Below are 22,394 nucleotides of genomic sequence, written 5' to 3' on the forward strand. Positions count from 1 at the left end.
CAGCGCCAAAGAAAACGGAGCCAGACAATGAAGCTCTCGACCCTCCTCGCCTCCGCCCTTCTCGCGCTCGGCCTTGCCACGCCCGCTCTGGCCCAGACCCCGACCGGCGTCTGGGTGCATGCCGACAGTCTCACCGAGGCGCCAAAATATCCCGAAGGCTTTGCCCATTTCGACTACGTCAATCCCGATGCGCCCAAGGGCGGCACGGTGCGGCTGGGAGCGCGCGGGGGCTTTGATACTTTCAACCCCATTCTGCCCAAGGGCGAGATCGCCAGCGGCATCGGGCTCGTCTACGAAACGCTGCTGACCCCATCGCTTGACGAGGTGAACACTTCATACGGCCATTTGGCCGAGGCCATGAAGGTGGCCGACGACTATGGCTCGGTGACCTTCCGCATGGACCCAAAGGCGCGCTGGCACGATGGCGAGCCGGTGACCGCCGAGGATGTCGTCTGGTCCTTTGAAAAATCCAAGGAACTGAGCCCGGCCTATACCCAATATTACGTCAACATCACCAGCGCCGAAGTGACCGCGCCCGGCGAAGTGACCTTCACCTTCGACATGACCGGTAACCGCGAGCTGCCCAATATTCTGGGACAGCTCATGGTCATGCCGCAGCACTGGTGGGAAGGCACCGATGCCAATGGCAAGCAACGCAATCTCGGCGCCTCGACGCTGGAGCCGCCGCTGGGCTCGGGCCCCTATAAGCTCGCAAGCTTCGAGGCCGGCCGTTCGGTCACCTATACGCGCGTCGAGGACTATTGGGCCCAGGACAACCCGACCGAAATCGGCACCAACAATTTCGACACCATCCGCTACGAGTATTTCCTCGATGAAGCGGTCTGGTTCGAAGCCTTCAAGGGCGATCAGTTCGACTTCTGGAGCGAATATACCGCCCGCCGCTGGGCCACCGGTTTTGATTTCCCCGCCGTCGCCGATGGCCGCGTGATCAAGGAAGAATTCCCGCAGGACTATAATGGCCGCGGGGAAATGGTCGGCTTCATCCCCAATCTGCGCCGCGAAAAGTTCGGGGACCAGCGCGTGCGCGAGGCGCTGAACTATGCCTTCGATTTCGAAGAGCTGAACAACACGATTTTCTACAATCAGTATGCCCGGGTGAATTCCTACTTTTTCGGCCTGCCCTTCGCGGCCAAGGGCTTGCCGCAGGGCGAAGTGCTGAACGTGCTCGAAAGCGTTCGGGATAAGGTACCGGCAGCCGCCTTCACCGAGGAATATGTCAATCCGGTCAATGGCGATCCGACCAAGCTGCGCGAGAACCTGCGCAAGGCGCTGGGCCTCCTTACCGAGGCCGGCTACACGCTCAACGGCACGCAGCTCGTCGATGCCAATGGCCAGCAGCTATCCTTTGAAATCCTGATGCACCAGCCAACGCTGGAGGCCATCGCCGCCAACCTGCAGCGCAATCTCGGCCAGATCGGCATCGCCGTCAGCGTGCGCATGGTCGATACGCCGCAATATATCAACCGGCTGCGCAGTTTTGATTACGACATGATCTATGCCAGCTGGGTCCAATCCTATTCACCCGGCAATGAGCAGCGCTCTTTCTTCGGTTCGTCCAGCGCCAATGAAGAGGGCTCGCGCAATTATGCCGGCATTGCCGATCCGGGCGTGGATGCGCTGATCGACCAGCTCGTCGCAACCAAGGATCGCGAAACCCAGCTTGCCGTCACCGAGGCGCTCGACCGCGTGCTTCTGGCCCATGATTATGTCGTGCCCGGCTATTCGCTGCGCTATTCGCGCACGGCCCGCTGGGACCGGTTCAGCCACCCCGAAACATTGCCCGAATTCGCCAATGGTTTTCCAACCATCTGGTGGTGGGACGCAGAGAAGGCGGCAAAGACAGGTGGGGCGGGTCAGTAACAACCCGCAGATCGTGGCTTACACCCCCCCTCCCATCCTCCCCCATCAAGGGGGAGGTGTCACCGAATTCGCCATAGCGAATTCGGTTGGGCCAGTGGGTTTTGCGAGATATTGCCACCCACTCGATGCCACACCTCCCCCTTGATGGGGGAGGATGGGAGGGGGTGAACTCTCGCTCGACGCGATTGAGCTACACGGCCTTCCGCGCCACCAGATCAACCAGGTGCGACAGACCGACATGGGCCGAACCTTCGGCAACTTCGCTGTCGTGATCGCTGAGATGCAGGATTTCCAGCGCCGCGAATTTCTCGGCCAGCAGCGCTTCGGTATAGAGATTTTCGGGAATGCCGGGTCCGCCGGTTTTGTATTCGAGCTGGCGGAGGCCGTAGCCCTGCAAGATCAGCAGCCCGCCCGGCTTCAGCGCCCGCTCCATCCCCGCAAAGATCGCGTCGCGCAGGTCCGGCCCCGCGAACTGGAAGAAGATGCCGGCAACAACATCGAAACTGACCGGCGGCCACTCATAGGCCGCGATATCGAGAAGTCGCGTCTCAAGCGCCACGCCGCGCTTGGCAGCCAGCTTTCGCGCCTTGTCGAGCCCGACGGGCGAAGCGTCCAGCGACAGGACGTCGAGCCCCTGCTCCGCGAGCCACACACCGTTCCGCCCCTCGCCATCGGCAACGGCCAGCGCCGTGCCCGATTTGGGCAGGAGGTGGGCCTGTGCGGCAAGGAAAGCGTTGGGCGCCTCGCCGAACACATAGTCGTCCCGGCTATAGCGCTCGTCCCAAAAGCTCATCAATAGTCCTGTTCGTAGAACACGCCGAGGCTCGAATCGCCGTTCTGCCCGGCGGTGCCGCGCACCACGAGATCGTCGGTCACATCGAGATTGATCGACACTTTCGACTGGCCATTCGCCCCGGCGGTGACGCCGAGATAGATATTGTCCTGCAAATAGGTGCCGGCCTGAACCCCGACATTGCCCTTGTCGTCGGTGACGACATCGAGGTCGGCAAGGCCCGCGGCCCCACGAAGACCATCGACGAGACCACCGCCGCCGCCCCCCACCAGTTCAGCCGCAGCGCCCGCAAGCTGGGCCAGCTGCAGCGGTGTCAATTCGCCCATGGAGCGCTTGAAGATCAGGCGGCTGAGGACTTCATCCTGCGGCAGGCTCGGATTGGAGGTGAAGGTCACCTCGGGTGCCGAGGCACGGCCGGCAATGGTGACGAAAACGGTGATTCCGTCGCCTTCGGTCCGCGCCACGAAATAGAGCTGTGGATCGAGATCGCCCATCAGCGTCACGGTGCCGGTTTCAAAATCAAGGCGCTGTCCGAGCACGGAGAGGCGACCGCGCTCGAGCGAGAAGCTGCCAACGGGCTGGATATTGTTGAGCGGACCCGCGAGCCGCACCGAACCACCCACTTCGGCATCGAGGCCACGGCCGCGAATAAAGATCTGGTTGGGCGCATTGACGGTGACGTCGAGCAAGAGACCCGACGAACGCGTCTGCGGCACCGGCGCACCGGCGGCATCGATGCGGGCGCGCTGAAGCGTCTGGGCGACGGCAGGTGGCGTCGACACATGGGTGACATCGATGAGCGGAGCCCCGCCGCCAAAACCTTCCGGCACGGTGATGTTGGCATTTTCGATATTGAGCGTGCCGGCAAGGAGCGGCGTACCGCTGAGATTGCCGGTGAGCGTCAGGCCGCCCGACACGGTGGCGAGGAAAATCTCGCCATCGGAATAACGGGCCGAATTGAGCGCCACGCGTAGGTCGGCTGGGAACTGGCCCGAAAGACCCACCGTGCCCGAGGCCGAGACGCTGCCGCCGGTCGCGAGATTGGCCGTGAGGCTTTCGATGCGCGCCGTCGTGCCGGCGAGCGTAGCGCGGCCCGCAATGCCGGTCAGGCGCAGGTTGAGTTCGGGGTCGATATAGCCGGCATCGCTGAGCGTTACCGAACCGCCGAACTGCGGCGCGGTGATACTGCCCGAGACATCGGCGTTGAAATTCGCCGTGCCGGAAAGCTGGCCGCCCCGATCGATGAGGAAGCGATTGGCCAAAGCCAGCGGCGCCGAACCCGACAGGCTCACGGCAAGCCCGCCGCCCGAAAGCGGCACGCGGCCGGAGCCGGTGACATTGAGCCCACCCGAACCATTGGCGGAAAGCCGTTCGATGGCAACGCTATTGCCGGAATAGGAGCCGGTGACGGTGGCGCTGATCGGCGCGATGCCGAAGGACTGGATGGCCGATGCATTGATGCCGCTGCCGCGCGCATCGAACTGCACCTGCGGATTGGACGCAGAACCCGAGACGACAGCCGTGCCATCGAGCGTGCCAGCGAGGCCGAGGCTCGGCACAATGGTATTGGCGATGGAAAGCGGCAGGGCGGCGATGTTGACGTTGAGCGCCAGCGTTTCGCCCGCCGTGCCCGAAGCCGTGATGCTGCCCGAGCCGACATCGAAGCGCAGGGCATCGAGATCAACGCTATTGCCTTGCACCAGCAAAGTGGTCGGATTGGCGAGGCGCGCCGCAATGCTGCCCTGTGCGAGATCGGCGCGATCGAGCGACACGCGATAGCCGCCCTCGACGGGGGCGAGGCCGCCGGCAACATCGAGCGTGGTGCCGGTGCTCAAAGCTGCCTGAGCATCGAAGCTGGTGGTATCGCCGCTCTGGCTGGCGCGGGCGGTCAGCGTGTTGACGGTCGTGCCGGCGGCCACGACATTGCTGGCCGTCACCGTGCCATTGAGCGCTGGTACGCCAAAGAGATCGACAGCCGTGGCGCTGATTTCGGCGCGGCCCACGGCGATGTCGTTGATCTTCAAATTGGCAGCGTTGGCGGTGAGGCCCGCCTGCTGCACACCATCGACCGGCGAGAGGGCGAGCGCGGCATTGATGCTGCCCGAGGCTTCAGTGAGCAACAGCGCTGCGGCCAGCGACACATCGGAGGCGGCAATATCGAGCCGGCCATTCAGCAGCTGCGTATCGGCCGCGCGGCTGACCGAGCCGAAAACGCGGGTACCGGCGATTTCAAAGTCGAGATTGTTGAGCGCCTGTCGCGCCGTGTCGGAGACGACCTGCGAAGAGAGCTTGGCGCGGTGACCATCGAGCATGGCTTCGCCGCTGATGCGGCCGGTTAGGCTCCCGCCAAGCAGATCAAGATCGAGCCCCAGCTTCGCATCGCGCAGATTGCGGCCGACGAGATTGCCATTGGCGACCGTGGCGTCGAGCAAGAGATCGACCGGCGCTTCGGCCGATGCCGACTTGGCCGTGCCGCGCACGACAAGCGCGCCCGAGGCCTGGTCGGTCAGGAGGCCGAGATCGGAGAGGTCGAGCCCGATGGCGAAATTGGCTTCGCTGGTGCCGTAGACACCATCGGCGGTGAACTGCACCTGTGGATTGGTGACCGAAAAATCGTCGGCGACGATGCCGGCTTCGGTGCGGGCAAGACGGCCGGAAAGGGCGACTTCGCCGGCCAGCAGTTTGTCGGCGGTTTCATCGTCAATGGTCAGATTGCGTCCCGAACCTTCAAAGGTCAGGTCAAACCCGCCGCCGACAAAGGCCACCGAGCCTTCGGCATCCAGCGACAGGCCACCCGTCAGTTCGCGACCGGCAAGGCCGGAGAACGGCGCGATGTTTTTGGTCTCGACGCCAATGCGGCCGCGGAAAGCGCCGCCATCGATGACGCCGGAAAGACCCGCCGTCAGCGCTTCACCAACCACCCGCAACTGCGCCAGCTCGATCGGCTGGCCCGCATTCCAGAGCCCGGCAAGGCCGAGCCCAACGCTGTCGCCAAGCGCCGCTTCAACCGCCGCGTCGCCGGCAATGCCGGACAGCGTGCCGTCACCATTGAAGGTGATCATGCGCGTCGTGGGATCGGAGAGATTGCTGGCCACGCCCTTGATGGCGAGACCCACGCGGTTGGCCGAAAAATCGCCGGTGATCAGGCTGTCGATACCGAGATCGGCGCTCCAGTTTTCCGAGCCTTCGGCGCCGAAATCGATCACGAACTGCGCCGCCTTCACCTGCGGCGCGCCGGGCGCCGGTAGCAGAACCAGCCCGCCGGCCGGGTCGGCAATAGAAGCCTTGAGGTCGAGGCGCGACAGGAAATTGTCCGCCGTGGTGCTGGCATTGGCTTGCAGGGCCAGTTGGCCACCGCTCAGCGTCAGATCGCTGAGTTCCACGCCACCGCCGCCGCGCACGAGGGCATTGAGGGAAAGCCGCGTATCCGAGCCGAAGAACGGTCGATACTGCTCGGCCATGAGCATGGAAAGCGGGCCGCCGAGATCTGCGTCGACGGCAAAGCCCTCGGCCGTCTGGTTGATGGTCGAAACGCCGGCAAGCGCCGTCTGCCCATTGGCCAACAGCGTCAGATCGGCGCGCAGGTCCGCGACCGGCCCCTGCCCCGCCAGGGTCAACTGCATCGCCGGCCGGCCCTCGATATTGAGGAGATTGGCGAGCACGCCATTTTCCGGCTCGCTGAGGTCGAACTTCAGGTCGATCTCATTGCTGTCGCGCACATAGGACAGATCGAGATTAAGCGTGCCGCCCGGCCCATCGAGGCGCACGATATCGAGCGCGGTATTGAGATTGCCGCCTTCAAGCGTCAGATTGCCGGCGAGCGAAATCTCCGAACCGAGGCCGAAAACGCCGTCGCCAAAGGTCACCTTGGGGATCGACAGTTCGCCGATATTGATGGCCACCGGAAATTCCGGCACCGACAAACTGCCCGCTTCCGGCGGCGGCAGATCGACGCCCTCAGCCGGCACGGCATTGCGCAGATATTCGATGGAATCCGCCTTGAGCGAATTCACCTGCAGCCGGCCGGTGAACAGCGCCGCCTGGCTCCAGTTGAGGCTGGCATTGTGGACCCGCAGCCACACGCCCTCCTGGTCGGCAATGGTGATCTCGCGGATAGTGACGTCCGAACCGAGCGCGCCATCGATATTGGAGAGGCGGATTTGCCGCTCGGGCGTCGAAAGCTGGCCTTCGACGAAACCGGTCAGCCAATCCTTCTGCGCCTCGTCGGAATTGTCCTGCGCGAACAACGCCACCGGTACGCCGACCAGCGGCACGAGGACGAGCGAAGCGAAGGCCACGCGACGGTATTTTTTCACAACCGGCATCATCAGAAAGCCTGCCCAATGCCGACATAAAGGGCATAATCGGGATCGCCCGGCCGCTTGTTGAGCGGAATGGCCACATCGAGCCGCAGCGGCCCGAGGCCAGTATAATAACGCACGCCCGCCCCGACGCCGAGACGGAGTTCATCAAGGCTCGGGAAGGTATCGGCTGCGACATAGCCGCCATCGACGAATCCAACGACACCGATATCCTGGGTCACCTTGGCCCGCGCTTCGAGCGAGGCTTCGAGCAGATACCGCCCGCCGGTGACGCCGCCCTTGCCATCATCGACGCCGATGGACTTGGCCGCATAGCCGCGCACCGAACCGCCGCCACCGGCAAAGAACAGCTTGTCCGGCGCAATTTCGTTGAGCGAAGGCCCGAGAAGGGCACCGGCCTTGACCCGGCCGGCGAGCACGAACTGATCGTTCTCGGAGAAACCGAAATAGGTGCGGCCTTCGACTGTCAGGCGCAGGCCCATCTTTTCGTACGAGAAGTCGTAATAGGGCTCGGCATTGCCCGCGAGATAAAAGCCTTCGGTCGGATCGACCGTGCTGTCGCGCCCATCAAAAGTCGCGCCGGCATAAATGCCGAGGGTCGAGAAATCGCGCGTGCCGAAAACGTCGTCGAACCGCGCGCGCTCATAGACTACGCCGCCCTCGGCGGTCAGCTGGTCGGAGAAATAATGCGTCAGGCCCAACCGCGCCTGCGCCGAGGTTTCCGTATAGGTCGGATAAATAGTCCGCTCGGCGGCAATGGCGGCGACGAGATCGGTATCGGGCGTCAGGAAGCCGGGCTTGGTAAAAGTGCCGCCGAACATATAGTCGAACTGCGCCGTATCGATTGGCCAGGCAATGCTGGCAACCCGAGCGTCGAGCCGCAGCCGCTCGGCCTGCCCGAAGAGATTGCGCCAGAGGTGGAAACCCTCGACGCCGAGACCATCCACGGTCGAATAGGTCGCGCCCGCGCCAAAGCGGCGGCCCGGCAATTCCTCGACCAGTAGCTCATAGGGCAGCATCCCATCGGGCGAAATATCCTGCGCCGCCTGGAAGCGGGCCGCGCGGAAGACTTCGAGCCGGTCGAGCCGCTTTTGCGCCCGCGTCAGGTCGTCGGGGTCATATTCCTGACCCACGGCAAGCCCGGTCTGCTGGCGCACGAATTCGGGATTCATCGCCTGCGTGCCGGTGACGGTGATGTCGCCAAAGGCGGCAAGGCGGCCGGGATCGACGGTGATGGTCACATCGACCGTGTTATTGGCATGATTGGCGACCACATCGCGGCCGGCAATCGCCGCCTTGGCATAGCCCTGCTGCTGCCAGGCCTGCACGGCGAGTTGTTCCGCGGCCAGGATCACCGAAGAGCGCGCCACCTGCCCCGCACCGAAACCACGCAAGACCGGCAGATCGACCTGATCGCCGGGATCGCTGGTGACCGGCGCCTGATTGGCGATATCAACGCTGTTGAAGGTAAAAAGCGGACCGGGCTCCACCGCCACGGTCACATCGACGGGATTGGGCAGGCGCGCATCCGGCGCCAGCGTCGCAGCTTCGACGCCGCCGATGCGGATGCTGACCACCGCACCATAATGGCCTTCATTATAGAGCGCCGCGATGATGCGCCGATAATCGCCCCGCGCCTTGGCAATGAGACCGGCAACGCCGGAGGCCGGCTCGCCCTGGTCGGCCACCAGCGAGGAGGCATTGCGCGCCGCATTTTCGACCGCGCCGCTCTCGCTTGAGGAGAAGGTGACGACATAGTTCTGCGGATCGATGATCGCCGCATCCTGCGTCTCGTCCTCGAAAAACTTGAAGCCGAACAGTTCAAACCCATGCGCAGGCGCCGCCACAGCCAGGCTGGCCGCGGCGATACACAAGGCGCCAATACTCGATACCCAACGCGCGCTTTGCAGTGAACCAGTTCCCGACCGTTACGCTTCGACCCAGAGGTCAAAGCTGACAATAGCTTGGCGCCCGGAAAGATTGGGTTAACCCTCCCCCGCCTGCCCAAAGGGCGTCGACTTCATGGCGAGTTTAGGGCGTGGGCAAGGTGAGGGGCAAGCGCAAGGGGGGAGAAGGATGGTGTTGAAGGAGAATACGTGGCGGATAGGCAACGGTTTTTTGGGGACCTCCGAGAGAACCCCCACCTAACCTCCCCCTGATAGGGGAGGGACGCATCGAGTTTGCTTCAATGCTGGAGAACCACCGGCAGATCCCTCCCCCTCCCAGGGGGAGGTTAGGTGGGGTACCGCACCTTATTCCCGCGCCAATGCCTCCACCGGATCGAGCCTTGACGCCGAGCGTGCCGGCATGAACCCGAACACAATCCCGATCACGCTCGCCGAAACAACCGCCAACACGATCGATTCTGCCGAGTAAACCAGCCGCGCGCCCGAGACCAACACCGACAGGCCCTGCCCCAACGCAAAACTCAGCCCCACCCCGGCCGCGCCGCCGACAAAGCACACCAGCACCGCCTCGATAAGGAACTGCCTCAAAATATCGCCGCGCCGCGCGCCGACGGCCATGCGGATACCGATCTCCTTGGTCCGCTCGCTGACCGACACCAGCATGATGTTCATCACTCCAATGCCGCCGACCACCAGCGAAATCACCGCAATGGTCGAGATAAGCAGCGTCAGGGTTTGCGAGGTGGACTGGATCGTCGTGCGGATCGTGTCGGTATTTTGGAGGAAAAAATCCTGCGTTCCGCCATGGAGCCGCGTCAGCAGTTCGGTGATTTCCGCCTCGGCCGTATCCATGTCGTAATCGTCGGAAATCCGCACCGCCACCGACGACAGATAGGATTGCCCCAGAATGCGATCCATCACCGCCGTATAGGGCATATAGACATTGGCCGAATTGCCGCCGGGCCCGAAGCCGGACTGATTGGCGACGACGCCGATGACCCGCACCGGCACCTTGCCCAGCATGATCACCTGCCCGATGGGGTCTTCGCCATTGGTGAAGATGGCTGTGACCGCATTCTGGTCGAGCACCGCTTCCTGCGAGCGTGTCGTGACGCTGGTTTCGGTAAAGCCCGAGCCGGAGGAAAAGCTGCGGCCATTGACCTGGAAATAGCCCTCGCCCACCCCGGTGATGGAAGCGTTCGACGCGGTGTTGCGATAGCGCACCGTCGCCTGGCTCGATACCTGCGGCGAAATGCTGTCGGCATAGGGCTGTCCCGCCAGCGCCTCGGCATCCGAAGGTTTCAGGGTCCGCACGCGCCCCGAGCGCATGTCGCCAAAGCCGGAACCGGGATAGACATTGATGGTATTGGTGCCGATGGACGAGATGTTCTCAAGCACACTCTGCTGGCTACCCTGCCCCAGCGCCACCACGGCGACCACCGAGGCAATGCCGATGATGATGCCGAGCATGGTGAGGAAGGTGCGCAACTTGTGTGCCCCCATGGCGCGGAGGGCCATGGCCAGCGCCTCGCCAAAACTGTCGAGCCCCATGCGCCAGCCGGGCTTGCGCCTGATCATTTCGACCCGCTCAAGCGCGGTTTCGCGCTCGCCGATAGTGCGGTCGTCGATGATTGCTCCGTCGGCAATCTCGATTACCCGCTGGCACTGATCGGCAATCTTGGCGTCGTGGGTAACGATGATGATCGTGTGCCCGTCGGCGTTCAGCTCCTTGAGCAGCGCCATCAATTCCTTGCCCGAATGCGAATCGAGCGCGCCGGTCGGCTCATCGGCCAGGATCACCTCGCCGCCATTCATCAGCGCCCGCGCCACGCTGACGCGCTGCTGCTGGCCACCCGAAAGCGCATTGGGCCGATGGTGCAGCCGCTCGCCCAGCCCAAGCCGGGTCAGCAGCGCCGTAGACCGCTGCCGCCGCGCCGTCGCCTCGGCACCGGCGTAGACAGCCGGCACTTCGACATTTTCGACCGCATCGAGATCAGGCAGCAGTTGATAGCGCTGGAAGATGAACCCAAAATGCTCACGCCGCAGCGCGGCCAATTCGTCCGCGTCGAATTTACTCACATCCCGGCCGTCGAAGAGATAGGTCCCCTCGCTGGCCCGGTCGAGGCAGCCCAGAATATTCATCAGCGTCGATTTGCCCGAGCCCGACTGGCCGATAATGGCCACCATCTCGCCGCGATGGATATCGAGATCGACGCCCCGCAAGACGGCGACGCTCTCGCCACCTGCGGCGAAGCGGCGGCTGAGGTTGCGGATGGAGATGATCGGTTTCGAGCTTTCCGACACCCCCTCCCGGCTTCCCCCATCAAGGAGGAGGTGAAGGGACTGTGACTTTGGCTGGATAGTGCCATCCGCTGGATGCACCACCTCCCCACTTGTGGGGGAGGATGGGAGGGGGGTATCGGCGCGGTTTTTGAGCGTTGAGTGCATCAAAAAAGTCCTCACCGCATCATCATCAGGCCGCCGGGGCCACCCATACGGCCGCCACCCTGCCCGCCCGCCGGGCGCGATACCGCAATCATCCCGCCGCTCACCACCTGATCGCCCTCTTCGAGCCCCGAAAGCACCTGCGCACTGATATTGTTGTTCAGTCCCACCTCGATACGGCGCGGACTCGTTTCCTCCGTCGCCGGATCATAGACCATGACCATAACAGCCCCATCCGGCCCCTTGCGGGTCACTAGGCTCGAGGGCAGCGTCAGCGCATCCTTGGCATCCGCCAGCACGATCGTGACCTCCGCCGTCATCGAAATGCGCAGCCGGTGATCCGCATTGGGCACATCGAACAGCCCATTGTAATAGACAGCGCTGCTCGCACTGTCCGAAGTCGTATCGCTGCTGATCGAGGTCGGCGCCGGCTCGATCTCGCGCAGCGTTGCTTCGATGCGATTGTCGGGCTCACCGAGAATGGTGAAATAGACTTTTTGCCCCGGCACGACCTTGACCACATCGGCCTCGGAAATCTCCGCCTTGATCACCATCGTGTCGAGATTGGCGATCTTGGCGATGGTCGGGGTGGAAGAATTGGCGTTGAGCGTCTGCCCTTCCTCGACCACCAGCGCCACCACCGTGCCATCGCTTGGCGCCACGATCTGGGTGCGGGCAAGATTGAGCTTGGCCGAATCCACCGTCAGCGCCGCCTGATCGCCCTGCGCCGCCAATTGGTCGATCTGCGCCTTGGCCTGCTCGACCGCTGCCTGCGCCGTTTCGAGATCGGTCTGCGAGACGAGGCTTCCCGCGCTCAATTGCTGATTGCGCTTCAAGGCCGCCTCGGCCTTGACCAGCACCGCTTCCTGATTGCGCTTCTGCGCCTCGATACCCGCCAGCGCCGCCTGGGCAGACTTCACCGCGTTTTCCTGATCGAGACTATCGATCTCGGCGATAAGGTCGCCCTTTTTCACATCCTGGCCCAGCGTGACATGGATGGCTTCAATCCGCCCCGACACTTCCGCGCCGACGCTGACCAGCGAACTCGCCTGCAACACGCCCGTCGCCAGCACCGTGGTTTCGATATCGGCCCTGGTGACCGCGATGGTTTCCGGAACGGTCCTCGCTTCGGGCTGCCCCATGAAGTACCACCAAGCCGCGCCGCCACCCACGACCAGCACCAGCAATACCGCAATTGTTTTAGCCACGCGCTTCAACGGCTTACACCTCGCTCAGGATTCTATCTCTGAGAAATAGAGACTTTGCGGGTAGACTTCACGTTAGGCTTTGGCAATGCAGCCTTAAACTTTGGAAAGGTTGACGCCGCCGCCCTGCGGGTCCACCCTGAAGGCCTCCCTTTCCGACCTTCCTCCAGGACCTGCAATGTACCAGCTGCTCGACCCCAGCCGCTTTGTCGTCTTCATCACCGGCGCCACCTCGGGCTTTGGCGAAGCGGCCGCCCGCCGCTATGTCGCCGCCGGCGGCAAGGTGATCGCGACCGGCCGCCGCAAGGCCCGCTTGGAAAAGTTGCAATCAGAACTTGGCGCCGAAAATTGCCACATCATCGAGCTCGATGTGCAGGATCGCGCCGCGATGGAAAAGGCCATCGCCGAAATCCCCGCGCCCTTTAACGCCATCAATATCGTCCTCGCCAATGCCGGGCTGGCGCTTGGCCTCGGCCCCGCCGCCGAAGCCAATCTCGACGATTGGCAGACCATGATTGACACTAATATTTCGGGCCTCGTCTACACCGTGCGCCTGCTGCTGCCCGGCCTCATTGCCCGCGGCGGGGGCCATGTCGTCACCCTCGGCTCGGTCGCCGGCGAATATGCCTATCCCGGCGGGTCCGTCTATGGCGCGACCAAGGCTTTCGTAAAACAGTTCGCGCTCAACCTGCGCTCGGACCTGCAGGGCAAGAATGTCCGCGTCACCAATATCGAGCCGGGCCTGACCGAAACCGAATTCTCGCTGGTCCGCTTCAAGGGCGACGAAGGCAAGGCCTCGGCTCCCTATTCCAAGACCAAAGCCATGACCGCCGACGACATCGCCGAAAGCATCTTCTGGTCCACGACCCTGCCGGCCCACGTCAACATCAACAAGATCGAACTGATGGCGACAACGCAGGCGATTGGGCCGTTCGATATTTATCGCGAGGACTAATACCGGGTTCTAAACTCGATCTGCCTCCCTTCTCCCCTTGAGGGAGAAGGTGCCCGAAGGGCGGATGAGGGGTATTCTTACAGTTGCCCTCGCTTACCCCTCTGCGGAGGAGAGATACCCCTCACCCTGACCAATTTGCTGAACGCAAAGTTGGTCTGTCCCTCTCCCGCAAGGGGCGAGGGAAGACTCCGTGGCCGCGACTACAATCCCAAAAACGCCACCGTATCCGGATCAACCGGAATCCCCTCGGCCCTGCGCCGATCCATCTCTTCCCATTCCCGATCCCCCGGCGCCATCACGCGCCCTCCGGTCCGCACTCGCGAGCCGCGCAGGCTCTCCAAATATCGCCCGATCGCTGCCGCGAAAGCCGCGCGGCCGGCGAACTTGTCGGGATCGATCACCAGCACGAAATGCCCCATATTCCGCGGCGTCGAAATATCGTCGCCGCCATACATGGGGATGAAATCGGGGTCGAGCGTCGTGCCGGTAAGAAGCGCCGAGAACAGCGTTGCCAACCCGGCCAGCGCCGCGCCCTTATAGCCATAATCCACCCCGCCGAGCGGCAGCAGCATATCGGCCTCATGCGGGTCGGTCGTCGGCTGCCCATCGGGCGTCGCGGCGACGCCTTCGGGCAATGCCTTGTCGAGCGAGCGATGCAGCAGTACCCGATTGAGCGGAATGGACGAGGTCGCCATATCCAAGAGCCACGGCCGCCCCTCGGGTACGGGCGCAGCAAAGGCCAGCGGATTGGTGCCGTGGAATTTCTGCGCCCCATCGTAAAGCGCCACCATGGAATCGGTATTGGTCGTCGCAAAGGTCACAAACCCCTGCTCGGCCCCCGCCAGCGCATAGGCGCCGGCCGCCCCCAGATGCGACGAGTGTTTTATACCCACCGCGCCAACCCCGGCCTGCCGCGCCAGCTCGATCCCGACCTCGACGGCCTTATAGGCCGCATAGTGCCCCAGCCCATCGTCACCGTGGACCATGGCGCTGCCCGCGCCGCGGCTTTCGACCTTCAGCTGCGGATCCTTGTTGAGCCGCCCGCCACCCAGCATCTTGCAATAATGCCCCGTCAGCCGCACGCCATGGCTATCGACGCCCACCAGCGAGGCATGGATCATCGCCTTGATCGCCGCCGCCCGGGAAGCCTCGCTCGCCCCCGCCTCTTTGAGCCTCGCCTCGACTTGGCTCCGCACCAAAACCTCGGCAAAGCGCGGCGTATTTTCGATGTTCATAGGTCTCTCCCTCACCCCGTTTTACCCACGGCGTCATTCCCGCGAAAGCGGGAATGTGGATTCTCGTTTGAAGTGCAACAGTTGGCTGTAGAAGGCTTCTGCGGGTGTCTTCCAGTCAAGGCATTTTCGCGGGGTGTTGTTGTACGCGCAGAGGACTTGGGTGATCTGCCCCTTGGGTAGGGTTGCCAGGTCGGTCTTGCGCGGCAGCGGACGACGCATGCGGCCAATGGCNGGTGTTGTTGTACGCGCAGAGGACTTGGGTGATCTGCCCCTTGGGTAGGGTTGCCAGGTCGGTCTTGCGCGGCAGCGGACGACGCATGCGGCCAATGGCATTCTCAATGCCGCCCTTCTGCCATGGCGCATGAGGATCGCAGAAGAAGGTTGCGATGCCGTGTGGGTGCAACAGGGTGTGGCGTGCGAACTCGGTGCCATTATCGAAGGTGATCGTCTGACGCAGGGGAGCCGGCAGGGGCTTGAGGACTTCTGCTATGGTGCGGGCCACCGGCTCGGCATGCTTTGAAGCCAGCTCGATCGCCACGACGATCCTGCTGGAGCGCTCGTGCAGGACAAGCAGGTTTTGTCCATAGCGCGAGAAGGCCATCAGATCGGCTTCCCAATGACCCGGGTTCTGACGCGCCTGGACCTCCTCGGGCCTCTGGGTGATAGGAATGCGGGCGCTGATCAGCCGGACCGGGCTGCCCCCTGGCTTGGGACGAATGCCGCGCCGCGCNCGCGCCTGGACCTCCTCGGGCCTCTGGGTGATAGGAATGCGGGCGCTGATCAGCCGGACCGGGCTGCCCCCTGGCTTGGGACGAATGCCGCGCCGCGCTTTGCCGCGGGGGAGATAGAAGCGCCAGCCGCGAGCCTTGTGCCGCCTGATCTGGGCATGAATGAAGCGGTAGATGCTCTCGACCCCGATCGGCGCTGTGCCCTCGAGGCGAAGCCGCCCCACGACCTGCTCGGGCGACCAGCCTTGGCTCAATCGCTCCAGGACCACCGCACGCAAGCCCGCATCCCGGTCCAGCCGGCTGCCACGCCAGCGCCGCGCCCAGGCTTGCTCGGCGGCATATTCGGCCAGATAGCCCGCCTTGCCGCCATTGCGCTCTATCTCGCGCGAGATAGACGATGCCGCGCGATCCAAAGCTGCAGCGATTTGCCGGAGCGAGGTTCCAATGGACAATAATGGACAATAGGCGGGCAATCTCAACCCGATCCGAAATACTGAGCTGCGCATATCTTCGTCCCATGACAACACCTTAACCTGGTGTTGCACTTCGTTTGAGAACTCAGGGAATCCCAGCTGAGTGGCAACGGAGATTCCCGCTTTCGCGGGAATGACACCGAGGTCGGGTGAAAGTGTGGACAAGTGCCCATGCTTTAACCGCACACCACCCACGCGCACTTTTTGTTGGCACGCGCATCCCGTCTCGCTATTCTCCGCACAAAGTTGAGACCCGCCCATGCCCAAAGCCCCCGATCAGATCACCCGCGACCTTTGGCACGTCGTCGCCGCGACCGATGAACTCGCCATCGGCCTCGTCGAAACGACGCTCCTCCTCGATCGCCGCATCGCCCTGACGCGCGGGCTCGATGGCGAGCCGGTGGTGTGGTTCGCGAGCGACGAGGAAAACGGCGACGAGATCGACGCCGAAACCGTGCTCGATCGCCTCCCCGTCAAAACCGCCTATGGCTACACCTGGACCTGCCTCGGCACCCCGTCCGCCGAACTGTTCCCGATCCCCGAATATGCCGAAGCCGACCGCACCAATATGAGCTGCGGCTCCATCGGCATTCACGTCTCGGCCCCGCGCGCGGTCGAAAACTTCCTTGACATGGGCCACTTCCCCTATGTCCACACCGACATTCTGGGCGCCGAACCCCATACCGAGGTCAAGGAATACGACGTCGAAGTCTCCGAAGAGCGCGACGAAGTTCTGGCCACCAAATGCAAGTTCATCCAGCCCATGGCGGCAAAGTCGGCCGTTGGCGCGATGGAAGTCGAATATGTCTATCGCGTGCCGCACCCCTTCTGCTCGGTGCTCTATAAGTCGTGTCCCGAGGATGAAAACCGCCGCGACGTCATCGGCCTTTTCCTCCAGCCCATGACCGAAGAAACCTGCCGCGCCCACCTCCTGCAATCGATGATCGATTCCTATTCGACCGTGACCGACCTGCGCCGCTTCCAGCAGACCATTTTCGGGCAGGACAAGCCGATCCTCGAAAACCAGTACCCCAAGAAGTTGCCGCTCGACCCGCGCTCGGAAACCCCGATCCGCGCCGACAAATCAGCCATCGCCTATCGGAGATGGTTGAGCCAGAAGGGGATCACCTACGGGGTTATTCCCCAGGCGAGCTAAGAGTTAGGCTCTTGCGCCTCCCTCCCCCTTGTGGGGAGGGAATGAGGGTGGGGGTATCGGCAAGCACTGTGCTTGTGGCCCCACCCCACCCTAGCCCTCCCCATCAAGGGGAGGGAACGGATCGAGTCCCGTACGCCAGGACTGCGATTTACTTGCAAATTCGATCGTGGCGCGATCCCTGTACTTGGATCTGATCGACATGCCCCTGTCCCTCTCAGACCCCGCTTGGTATCCTATCGCTTCCAGCGAGGACCTGCCGTTCCGCCACGTCTATCAAGGCCAGTTGCTGGGCCGCGAACTCGCCGTCTGGCGTGCCGACGATGGCAATGTGAACGTCTGGGAAAACCGGTGCCTCCATCGCGGCGTGCGCCTCTCCATCGGCATCAATGAGGGCCAGGAGCTAAAATGCCAGTACCATGGCTGGCGCTATGCCAACCAGTCGGCTGGCTGCACCTATATCCCCGCGCATCCCGCCGACGCCCCGGCCCGCCGCATCGAAAACCGCAAATATCCGGTGAAAGAGGCCTTTGGCCTCATCTGGTCGGCCGCCAATGACGACCAGAAATTTTCGCCATTCGCCGGCGCTGAAGGCACCGACTGGTTGCCGCTGCGCCCCATGCCGGTCAATGCCGCGCCCGAGGACGTGATCGCGGGTCTCGCTGGCCTCGCGCCCGACGATCAGCCGGCCGATCTCCTCCCCGGCATGGCCCTCCGCCTCGGCAGCACCATCTATTTCGTCCAGCCAGTCGATGCCGGCCGCGCCGTCATCCGCGGCCTCATCGAAAAGCCCGCCGACGAAGTGGCGACCCTCCGCCACTATAACGAAACCCTGACCAAGCTGCGCGACCGCCTCGAACGCGCCGCCACGAAGAAGCCCGCACCCGAACCGCTGCAACCGGTCTTCGAAAAGGTCTCGGCCGACCTCGCCTCCATGCCCGATATCGCCATTCCGCGCGGCAACACCATGCCGGTGGTGGTCAAGCGCAAATGGACCTCGGCAGATGGCGTCATTGGTTTCGAACTGGCCGACCGGAGCGGCAAGCACCTGCCGACCTTCCAGCCCGGCGCCCATATCGACGTGCACCTGCCCAATGGCCTCATTCGCCAATATTCGATCACCAACGGCCCCGGCGATCTCTCCAGCTACGTCATCGGCGTCAAGCAAGAGAGCGCCAGCAAGGGCGGCTCGAAGGTTCTCGTCGAAACGGTTCGCGAAGGCGACGTGCTCGCCATCTCCGAGCCGCGCAACAATTTCCCGCTGCGCCGCGACGCCACCCGCACCGTGCTCATTGCCGGCGGCATCGGCATCACGCCGCTCCTCTCCATGGCCCGCTTCCTCGACCAGTCGAGCCTCAACTACGAACTGCACTATTTCGCCCGCTCGGGCGACGGCCTCGCCTTCCAGAGCGAACTCGCCGCGCTCCATGGCAAAATCGACCGCCACATCGGCCTGGCTCGCGAAGCCATCAAGGCAAAAGTCGCCGAAGCGCTCGGCCAATACCAGTTCGCCAATCACGTCTATATCTGCGGCCCCGGCGCCATGCTCGAAATGGTGCAGGAAACCGCGACGTCGCTCGGCTGGCCCGACGAGGCGATCCACTTCGAATATTTCCAGAACGACAAGGTGATCGATTCTTCGTCCGCCTTCGATGTCGAACTCGCCCGCTCGGCCATGACGCTGCATGTGCCCGCCGGCCGCACCATCCTCGAAACCATGCGCGAAGCCGGGTTGACGGTCCCCTCCTCCTGCGAGCAAGGCGCCTGCGGCACCTGCCTGACGACGGTGATGGAAGGGGAGGTCGACCATCAGGATGTCTATCTCAACAAGACCGAGAAAGCCTCCAACACCTGCATGATGACCTGTGTCAGCCGCGCCAAGTCTGGCCGCCTCGTGCTGGATATTTAATAATGACCATAACGCTTTACGACTTCGAGCTCTCGGGCAACTGCTACAAGCTGCGCCTCCTGATGAACATCCTCAACCTGCCCTACGAGATCGTGCCGGTGGATTTCTTCCCCGGCCGCCAGCACAAGGCCGACTGGTTCCTGCGCATGAACCCGTTTGGCCAGCTGCCGGTTCTCAAGGACGATGACCTGACCCTCTCGGATTCAGGAGCCATCCTCGCCTATCTGGCGAAAAAGTACGACACGTCAGGAAAATGGTTCCCCGATGATCCCGCCGTCACCGCCGAGATCCTCCGCTGGCATTCCGTCGCCGACGATATCACCTCGACTTCCTCAGCCGCTCGTCTCGCGCTCGGCTATGGCTATGCCTTCGATATCGAAAAATCGCAAAAGGGCGCCCATCGCATTTTTAGGCTGATGGATGAGCACCTCTGGTTCGGCGAGAAATCCGGCCGCGACTGGCTCTGCTCGCCTGATCACCCGACCACCGCCGATATCGCCTGCTTCCCCTATGTGATGCTGAGCGAGGAAGGCGGCATTTCCCGCCAGGACTACCCCGCCCTCCGCCGCTGGACCGACCGGGTCCGCCGCGTCCCCGGCTTCACGGTCATGTCCGGCATTTTCCCCGCGGGCCGCGCGAAGGAATAGAGACGACGCACCCAGTAGTCCTCATGGTGAGGTGCACGCCAAAGGCGTGCCTCGAACCACGGGGACGTGCCACGTTGCTTCAGCGCAACGCCCTCGTGGTTCGAGGCTACGCTACGCTGCGCACCTCACCATGAGGACTACTACGAAAAAGGGCGCCTCCGCGGCGCCCTTTTTCATTTCACCTTGCTCGCGGTCTTGGCGACCTTCCAGCTCACATAATCGTCGGCCGTGCAGCCATAGGGCGCGTTGCCGTCGCCAAACCGCGCATAAAGCTGCTCGCAGCCCCAGGTGTTGAGCGGTTCGGGCATGATATTGTTGATCTCGATGCCGATGGCATCGAAGGCATCCGGCGCCGTGGTCACATAGTAAAGCCAGAAGCCGAAAAACGCGACGACGGCCAGGACCAGCACAGCGCCACCCGCAAGCAGCCCGCGCACGATATTGGGGCCCCGCTTCGCCTTCGGCGGCGGATTGGCCGCCAGTTTGGCGCCGCGCTGCTCCTGCTCGGCATCAAAGGCCGCCAGCGCCGCCTGACGCTCGATATCGGTCAATTCCACGCGCTCAAGGTTTCGGTCGAGCAAAACGGGAATGGCCACGTGGTCGAGCTTGACCGCGACACCCACCTGCTTGCCTGTCTCGTCGAGCCCGATCAGCGGCTCCTGCCCCTTGGCAAAATGCGTGCGCGTCGTGCGCTTCGAGCGCCCCTTGAGGTGATCGATATAGGAGACGGCCATGCCGCCCGGGACCTTCTTCAACTCGGCGATCTCGACCGGCACCAGCGTCAGCCGGCCCGGCACCGCTGCGGCGCGATTGGCGCCCATTGCCCGCAATGCATTGATGATCATGCCGATGGCGCCGCCACCAAACAGCAGCATGAACACGCCAAACACCGCCAGCCGGTTCCACAACATGTCGAGCCCGAGGCTCAGCGTCGCCAGTTCCGGATCGTTCCGCGAAATGACGACATCGACCATATAGTCGTCGCTCGAAAAATCGAGGAAGGCGAGGGAGATGTGCTTGGCGTAATCCCGCCCCTCGTAACTATAGGTAATGTCGGCCTCGCAATCGGTCAGGCCGCGGCGCGAGCTGCATTCGCCATCGCTCATATCCCAATCGTCGAGCGTCAGCGGGTTCTGGTTGATCTGCCAGTCGCGCCAAAGTCCCGGCCCCTGCCAGATACCAAGCCCGATCGCCATGGCCGAGAGGACAACCACCGAAAACAGGAACGCCGCCGGCATGGAAAACGGCCGCTTGCCGATGGCGAGCGATCGATTGGGAAGTGGTAGGGTGACCTGGGACATGAACCGCCTCTTTGAGATGTCAGCCTTGGGGCCCGACTCGATGCGCGATAGGACAGGAGAGAACAGTCACGAACCAGCCTTCAACGCTCCGCAATTGTGGAAAAACTCCCGCCCCGGGACGGCTACCCGCCGCGGTATCTCCCTGTCGAACGGGCAAAACCTGTCGCACCGACTGGAACTCGGCCGCCAATCCCGCTATTGGCTTCTTAAGATCGAGGAGAAATTCCCATGATTATCGAGCCCAAAATCCGCGGCTTCATCTGCGTCACCGCCCACCCCACGGGTTGCGCAGCCAATGTGCAGCACCAGATCGACCATGTGGTCATCAAGGGTGCCATTCCTTCGGATCGCAAGCGCGTGCTCGTGCTCGGCTGCTCGACGGGCTATGGCCTTGCCTCGCGCATCGTCACCACTTTTGGCAGCAATGCCGATACCGTCGGCGTCTCCTTCGAGCGCGAGCCGGCCGAAAACCGCCCGGCCTCCGCCGGCTGGTACAATAACCGTGCCTTCGAAAACCGCGCCCGCGCCGCCGGCCGCAAGGCCGTCACCATCGAAGGCGATGCCTTCTCCGACGCGATCAAGGCCGAGACCATTGAGGCGATCAAGGCCAATCTCGGCCAGGTCGATCTCATCGTCTATTCCCTCGCCTCCCCGGTCCGCACCGACCCCAAGGACGGCGTCACCTATCGTTCGGCCATCAAACCCTATGGCCAGCAGGTGACCTCCAAAACCCTCAACACCGCCACCGGCGAAGTTTCAGAAATCACCGTCGAACCGGCGACCGAGGAAGAAGCTCAGGCGACCATCAAGGTCATGGGCGGCGAAGATTGGGAACTCTGGATCAAGGCCCTGTCCGATGCCGGCGTTCTGGCTGATGACTTCCAAAGCCTCAACTACACCTATCTCGGCTCCGAACTGACCTGGCCGATCTACCACAAGGGCACGCTGGGCAAGGCCAAGGGCGACCTCGACCGCGCGGCCAAGGCAATCCGCGCGACCCATGGCGAAAAGTCAGCCAATGTCGTGGCGCTCAAAGCCGTCGTCACCCAGGCAAGCTCGGCCATCCCCGTCGTGCCGCTCTATGGCACGCTGCTGATCAAGGTCGAGGACGAAATGGGCCTCGGCGAAGGCCCGATCCACCAGATCGACCGCCTCTTCCGCGAGAAACTGCAGGGCGACGTGGCGCTGGATGACGAAAACCGCATCCGTGTCGACGATTGGGAACTCTCTGCCCCGATGCAGAAGGAACTCGAAAAGCGCTGGACCAACCTCACCACCGAGACGCTGCCCGCGCTGGCCGACCTGCCAAAGTACCGCGAAGAATTCCTGCGCCTCTTCGGCTTCGCCGTCGGCGGCGTCGATTACAGCAAGGAGGTCGACCCCCGCGTGGTCGAATAAGACTTTTAGGGGGCGCCGCTGGCGCCCCTTTCTTTTTGGCGT

General features: G+C 63.1%; 13 protein-coding genes and 3 pseudogenes. 6 read left to right on the forward strand and 10 right to left on the reverse strand.

All coding sequences use genetic code 11. From position 1 onward, the window contains the following. The first annotated feature begins 27 nt into the window (after positions 1–27). Positions 28–1,881 (forward strand): extracellular solute-binding protein, encoded by a 1,854-nt coding sequence (locus tag ASD83_RS09760; RefSeq protein ID WP_056310381.1) that lies wholly within the window; start codon positions 28–30, stop codon positions 1,879–1,881. A 190-nt stretch (positions 1,882–2,071) separates the two neighbouring features. On the opposite strand, the gene ASD83_RS09765 is transcribed toward ASD83_RS09760, so the two are convergent. The 5 genes from ASD83_RS09765 to ASD83_RS09785 form a co-directional block, all read right to left on the reverse strand. Further along, entirely contained in the window at positions 2,072–2,674 is a 603-nt protein-coding gene (locus ASD83_RS09765) for an SAM-dependent methyltransferase (protein WP_056310384.1), read from the reverse strand. Beyond that, positions 2,674–6,990 (reverse strand): translocation/assembly module TamB domain-containing protein, encoded by a 4,317-nt coding sequence (locus ASD83_RS09770; protein ID WP_162249146.1) that lies wholly within the window; start codon positions 6,988–6,990, stop codon positions 2,674–2,676. Before ASD83_RS09770 ends, ASD83_RS09765 begins: the two co-directional genes overlap by 1 nt. 11 nt (positions 6,991–7,001) lie before the next feature. Continuing rightward, positions 7,002–8,879 (reverse strand): autotransporter assembly complex protein TamA, encoded by a 1,878-nt coding sequence (locus tag ASD83_RS09775; RefSeq protein WP_056310387.1) that lies wholly within the window; start codon positions 8,877–8,879, stop codon positions 7,002–7,004. Positions 8,880–9,248: 369 nt separating this feature from the next. After that, complete coding sequence (locus ASD83_RS09780; RefSeq protein ID WP_056310389.1) at positions 9,249–11,207, reverse strand: MacB family efflux pump subunit; 1,959 nt, start codon at positions 11,205–11,207, stop codon at positions 9,249–9,251. A 155-nt stretch (positions 11,208–11,362) separates the two neighbouring features. Then, a complete protein-coding gene (locus ASD83_RS09785; protein WP_200946490.1) occupies positions 11,363–12,556 on the reverse strand; it encodes an efflux RND transporter periplasmic adaptor subunit in 1,194 nt (397 codons plus the stop codon). A gap of 175 nt (positions 12,557–12,731) precedes the next feature. Here ASD83_RS09785 and ASD83_RS09790 point away from each other — a divergent pair, with 175 nt between their 5' ends. After that, positions 12,732–13,508, forward strand: coding sequence for an SDR family NAD(P)-dependent oxidoreductase (locus ASD83_RS09790; RefSeq protein ID WP_056310393.1), 777 nt, complete (start codon positions 12,732–12,734; stop codon positions 13,506–13,508). Between the two features lie 200 nt (positions 13,509–13,708). Here the strand turns inward: ASD83_RS09790 and ASD83_RS09795 are convergent, their stop codons facing one another. From ASD83_RS09795 to ASD83_RS21535, 4 genes and pseudogenes are all read right to left on the reverse strand, one after another. Continuing rightward, complete coding sequence (locus ASD83_RS09795) at positions 13,709–14,743, reverse strand: Ldh family oxidoreductase (RefSeq protein ID WP_056310395.1); 1,035 nt, start codon at positions 14,741–14,743, stop codon at positions 13,709–13,711. 33 nt (positions 14,744–14,776) lie between these two features. Beyond that, positions 14,777–14,974 (reverse strand): annotated as a pseudogene (locus ASD83_RS21240) (hypothetical protein); the annotation flags it as partial. Between the two features lies 1 nt (position 14,975). Then, positions 14,976–15,461, reverse strand: a pseudogene (locus tag ASD83_RS21530) (IS30 family transposase); the annotation flags it as partial. 13 nt (positions 15,462–15,474) lie between these two features. After that, a pseudogene (locus tag ASD83_RS21535) lies at positions 15,475–16,205 on the reverse strand (transposase); the annotation flags it as partial. On the opposite strand from ASD83_RS21535, the gene ASD83_RS09805 reads away from it, so the two are divergent. The 3 genes from ASD83_RS09805 to ASD83_RS09815 all read left to right on the forward strand — a co-directional run bounded on the left by ASD83_RS09805 (position 16,204) and on the right by ASD83_RS09815 (position 19,653). Next, entirely contained in the window at positions 16,204–17,100 is an 897-nt protein-coding gene (locus ASD83_RS09805) for an aromatic ring-hydroxylating oxygenase subunit alpha (RefSeq protein WP_056310399.1), read from the forward strand. The pseudogene ASD83_RS21535 and the gene ASD83_RS09805 sit on opposite strands and share 2 nt — an antisense overlap. Before the next feature lie 199 nt (positions 17,101–17,299). Next, positions 17,300–19,006, forward strand: coding sequence for a Rieske 2Fe-2S domain-containing protein (locus tag ASD83_RS09810; protein WP_056312270.1), 1,707 nt, complete (start codon positions 17,300–17,302; stop codon positions 19,004–19,006). 2 nt (positions 19,007–19,008) lie between these two features. Continuing rightward, on the forward strand, positions 19,009–19,653 hold the full coding sequence (locus ASD83_RS09815) for a glutathione S-transferase family protein (protein WP_056310402.1): 645 nt from the start codon (positions 19,009–19,011) through the stop codon (positions 19,651–19,653). Positions 19,654–19,826: 173 nt separating this feature from the next. Here the strand turns inward: ASD83_RS09815 and ASD83_RS09820 are convergent, their stop codons facing one another. Further along, entirely contained in the window at positions 19,827–20,954 is a 1,128-nt protein-coding gene (locus ASD83_RS09820; RefSeq protein WP_056310404.1) for a hypothetical protein, read from the reverse strand. A 228-nt stretch (positions 20,955–21,182) separates the two neighbouring features. Here ASD83_RS09820 and fabV point away from each other — a divergent pair, with 228 nt between their 5' ends. After that, positions 21,183–22,352 carry an enoyl-ACP reductase FabV gene (gene fabV, locus ASD83_RS09830; protein ID WP_056310408.1) on the forward strand — a complete coding sequence of 390 codons (1,170 nt, stop codon included), beginning with the start codon at positions 21,183–21,185 and terminating at the stop codon, positions 22,350–22,352. The last annotated feature ends 42 nt before the right edge of the window (positions 22,353–22,394 follow it).

It is taken from the genome of Devosia sp. Root685 (genome assembly GCF_001427875.1).
In the GTDB taxonomy this organism is placed as follows: Bacteria; Pseudomonadota; Alphaproteobacteria; order Rhizobiales; family Devosiaceae; genus Devosia.

What these genes read in the sequence shown, in the direction of transcription:
- ASD83_RS09760 (WP_056310381.1), top strand. Translation starts at nt 28, where the DNA reads ATGAAGCTCTCGACCCTCCTCGCCTCCGCCCTTCTCGCGCTCGGCCTT.
- ASD83_RS09765 (WP_056310384.1), bottom strand. Translation starts at nt 2,674, where the DNA reads ATGAGCTTTTGGGACGAGCGCTATAGCCGGGACGACTATGTGTTCGGC.
- ASD83_RS09790 (WP_056310393.1), top strand. Translation starts at nt 12,732, where the DNA reads ATGTACCAGCTGCTCGACCCCAGCCGCTTTGTCGTCTTCATCACCGGC.
- ASD83_RS09795 (WP_056310395.1), bottom strand. Translation starts at nt 14,743, where the DNA reads ATGAACATCGAAAATACGCCGCGCTTTGCCGAGGTTTTGGTGCGGAGC.
- ASD83_RS09805 (WP_056310399.1), top strand. Translation starts at nt 16,204, where the DNA reads ATGCCCAAAGCCCCCGATCAGATCACCCGCGACCTTTGGCACGTCGTC.
- ASD83_RS09810 (WP_056312270.1), top strand. Translation starts at nt 17,300, where the DNA reads ATGCCCCTGTCCCTCTCAGACCCCGCTTGGTATCCTATCGCTTCCAGC.
- ASD83_RS09815 (WP_056310402.1), top strand. Translation starts at nt 19,009, where the DNA reads ATGACCATAACGCTTTACGACTTCGAGCTCTCGGGCAACTGCTACAAG.
- ASD83_RS09820 (WP_056310404.1), bottom strand. Translation starts at nt 20,954, where the DNA reads ATGTCCCAGGTCACCCTACCACTTCCCAATCGATCGCTCGCCATCGGC.
- fabV (WP_056310408.1), top strand. Translation starts at nt 21,183, where the DNA reads ATGATTATCGAGCCCAAAATCCGCGGCTTCATCTGCGTCACCGCCCAC.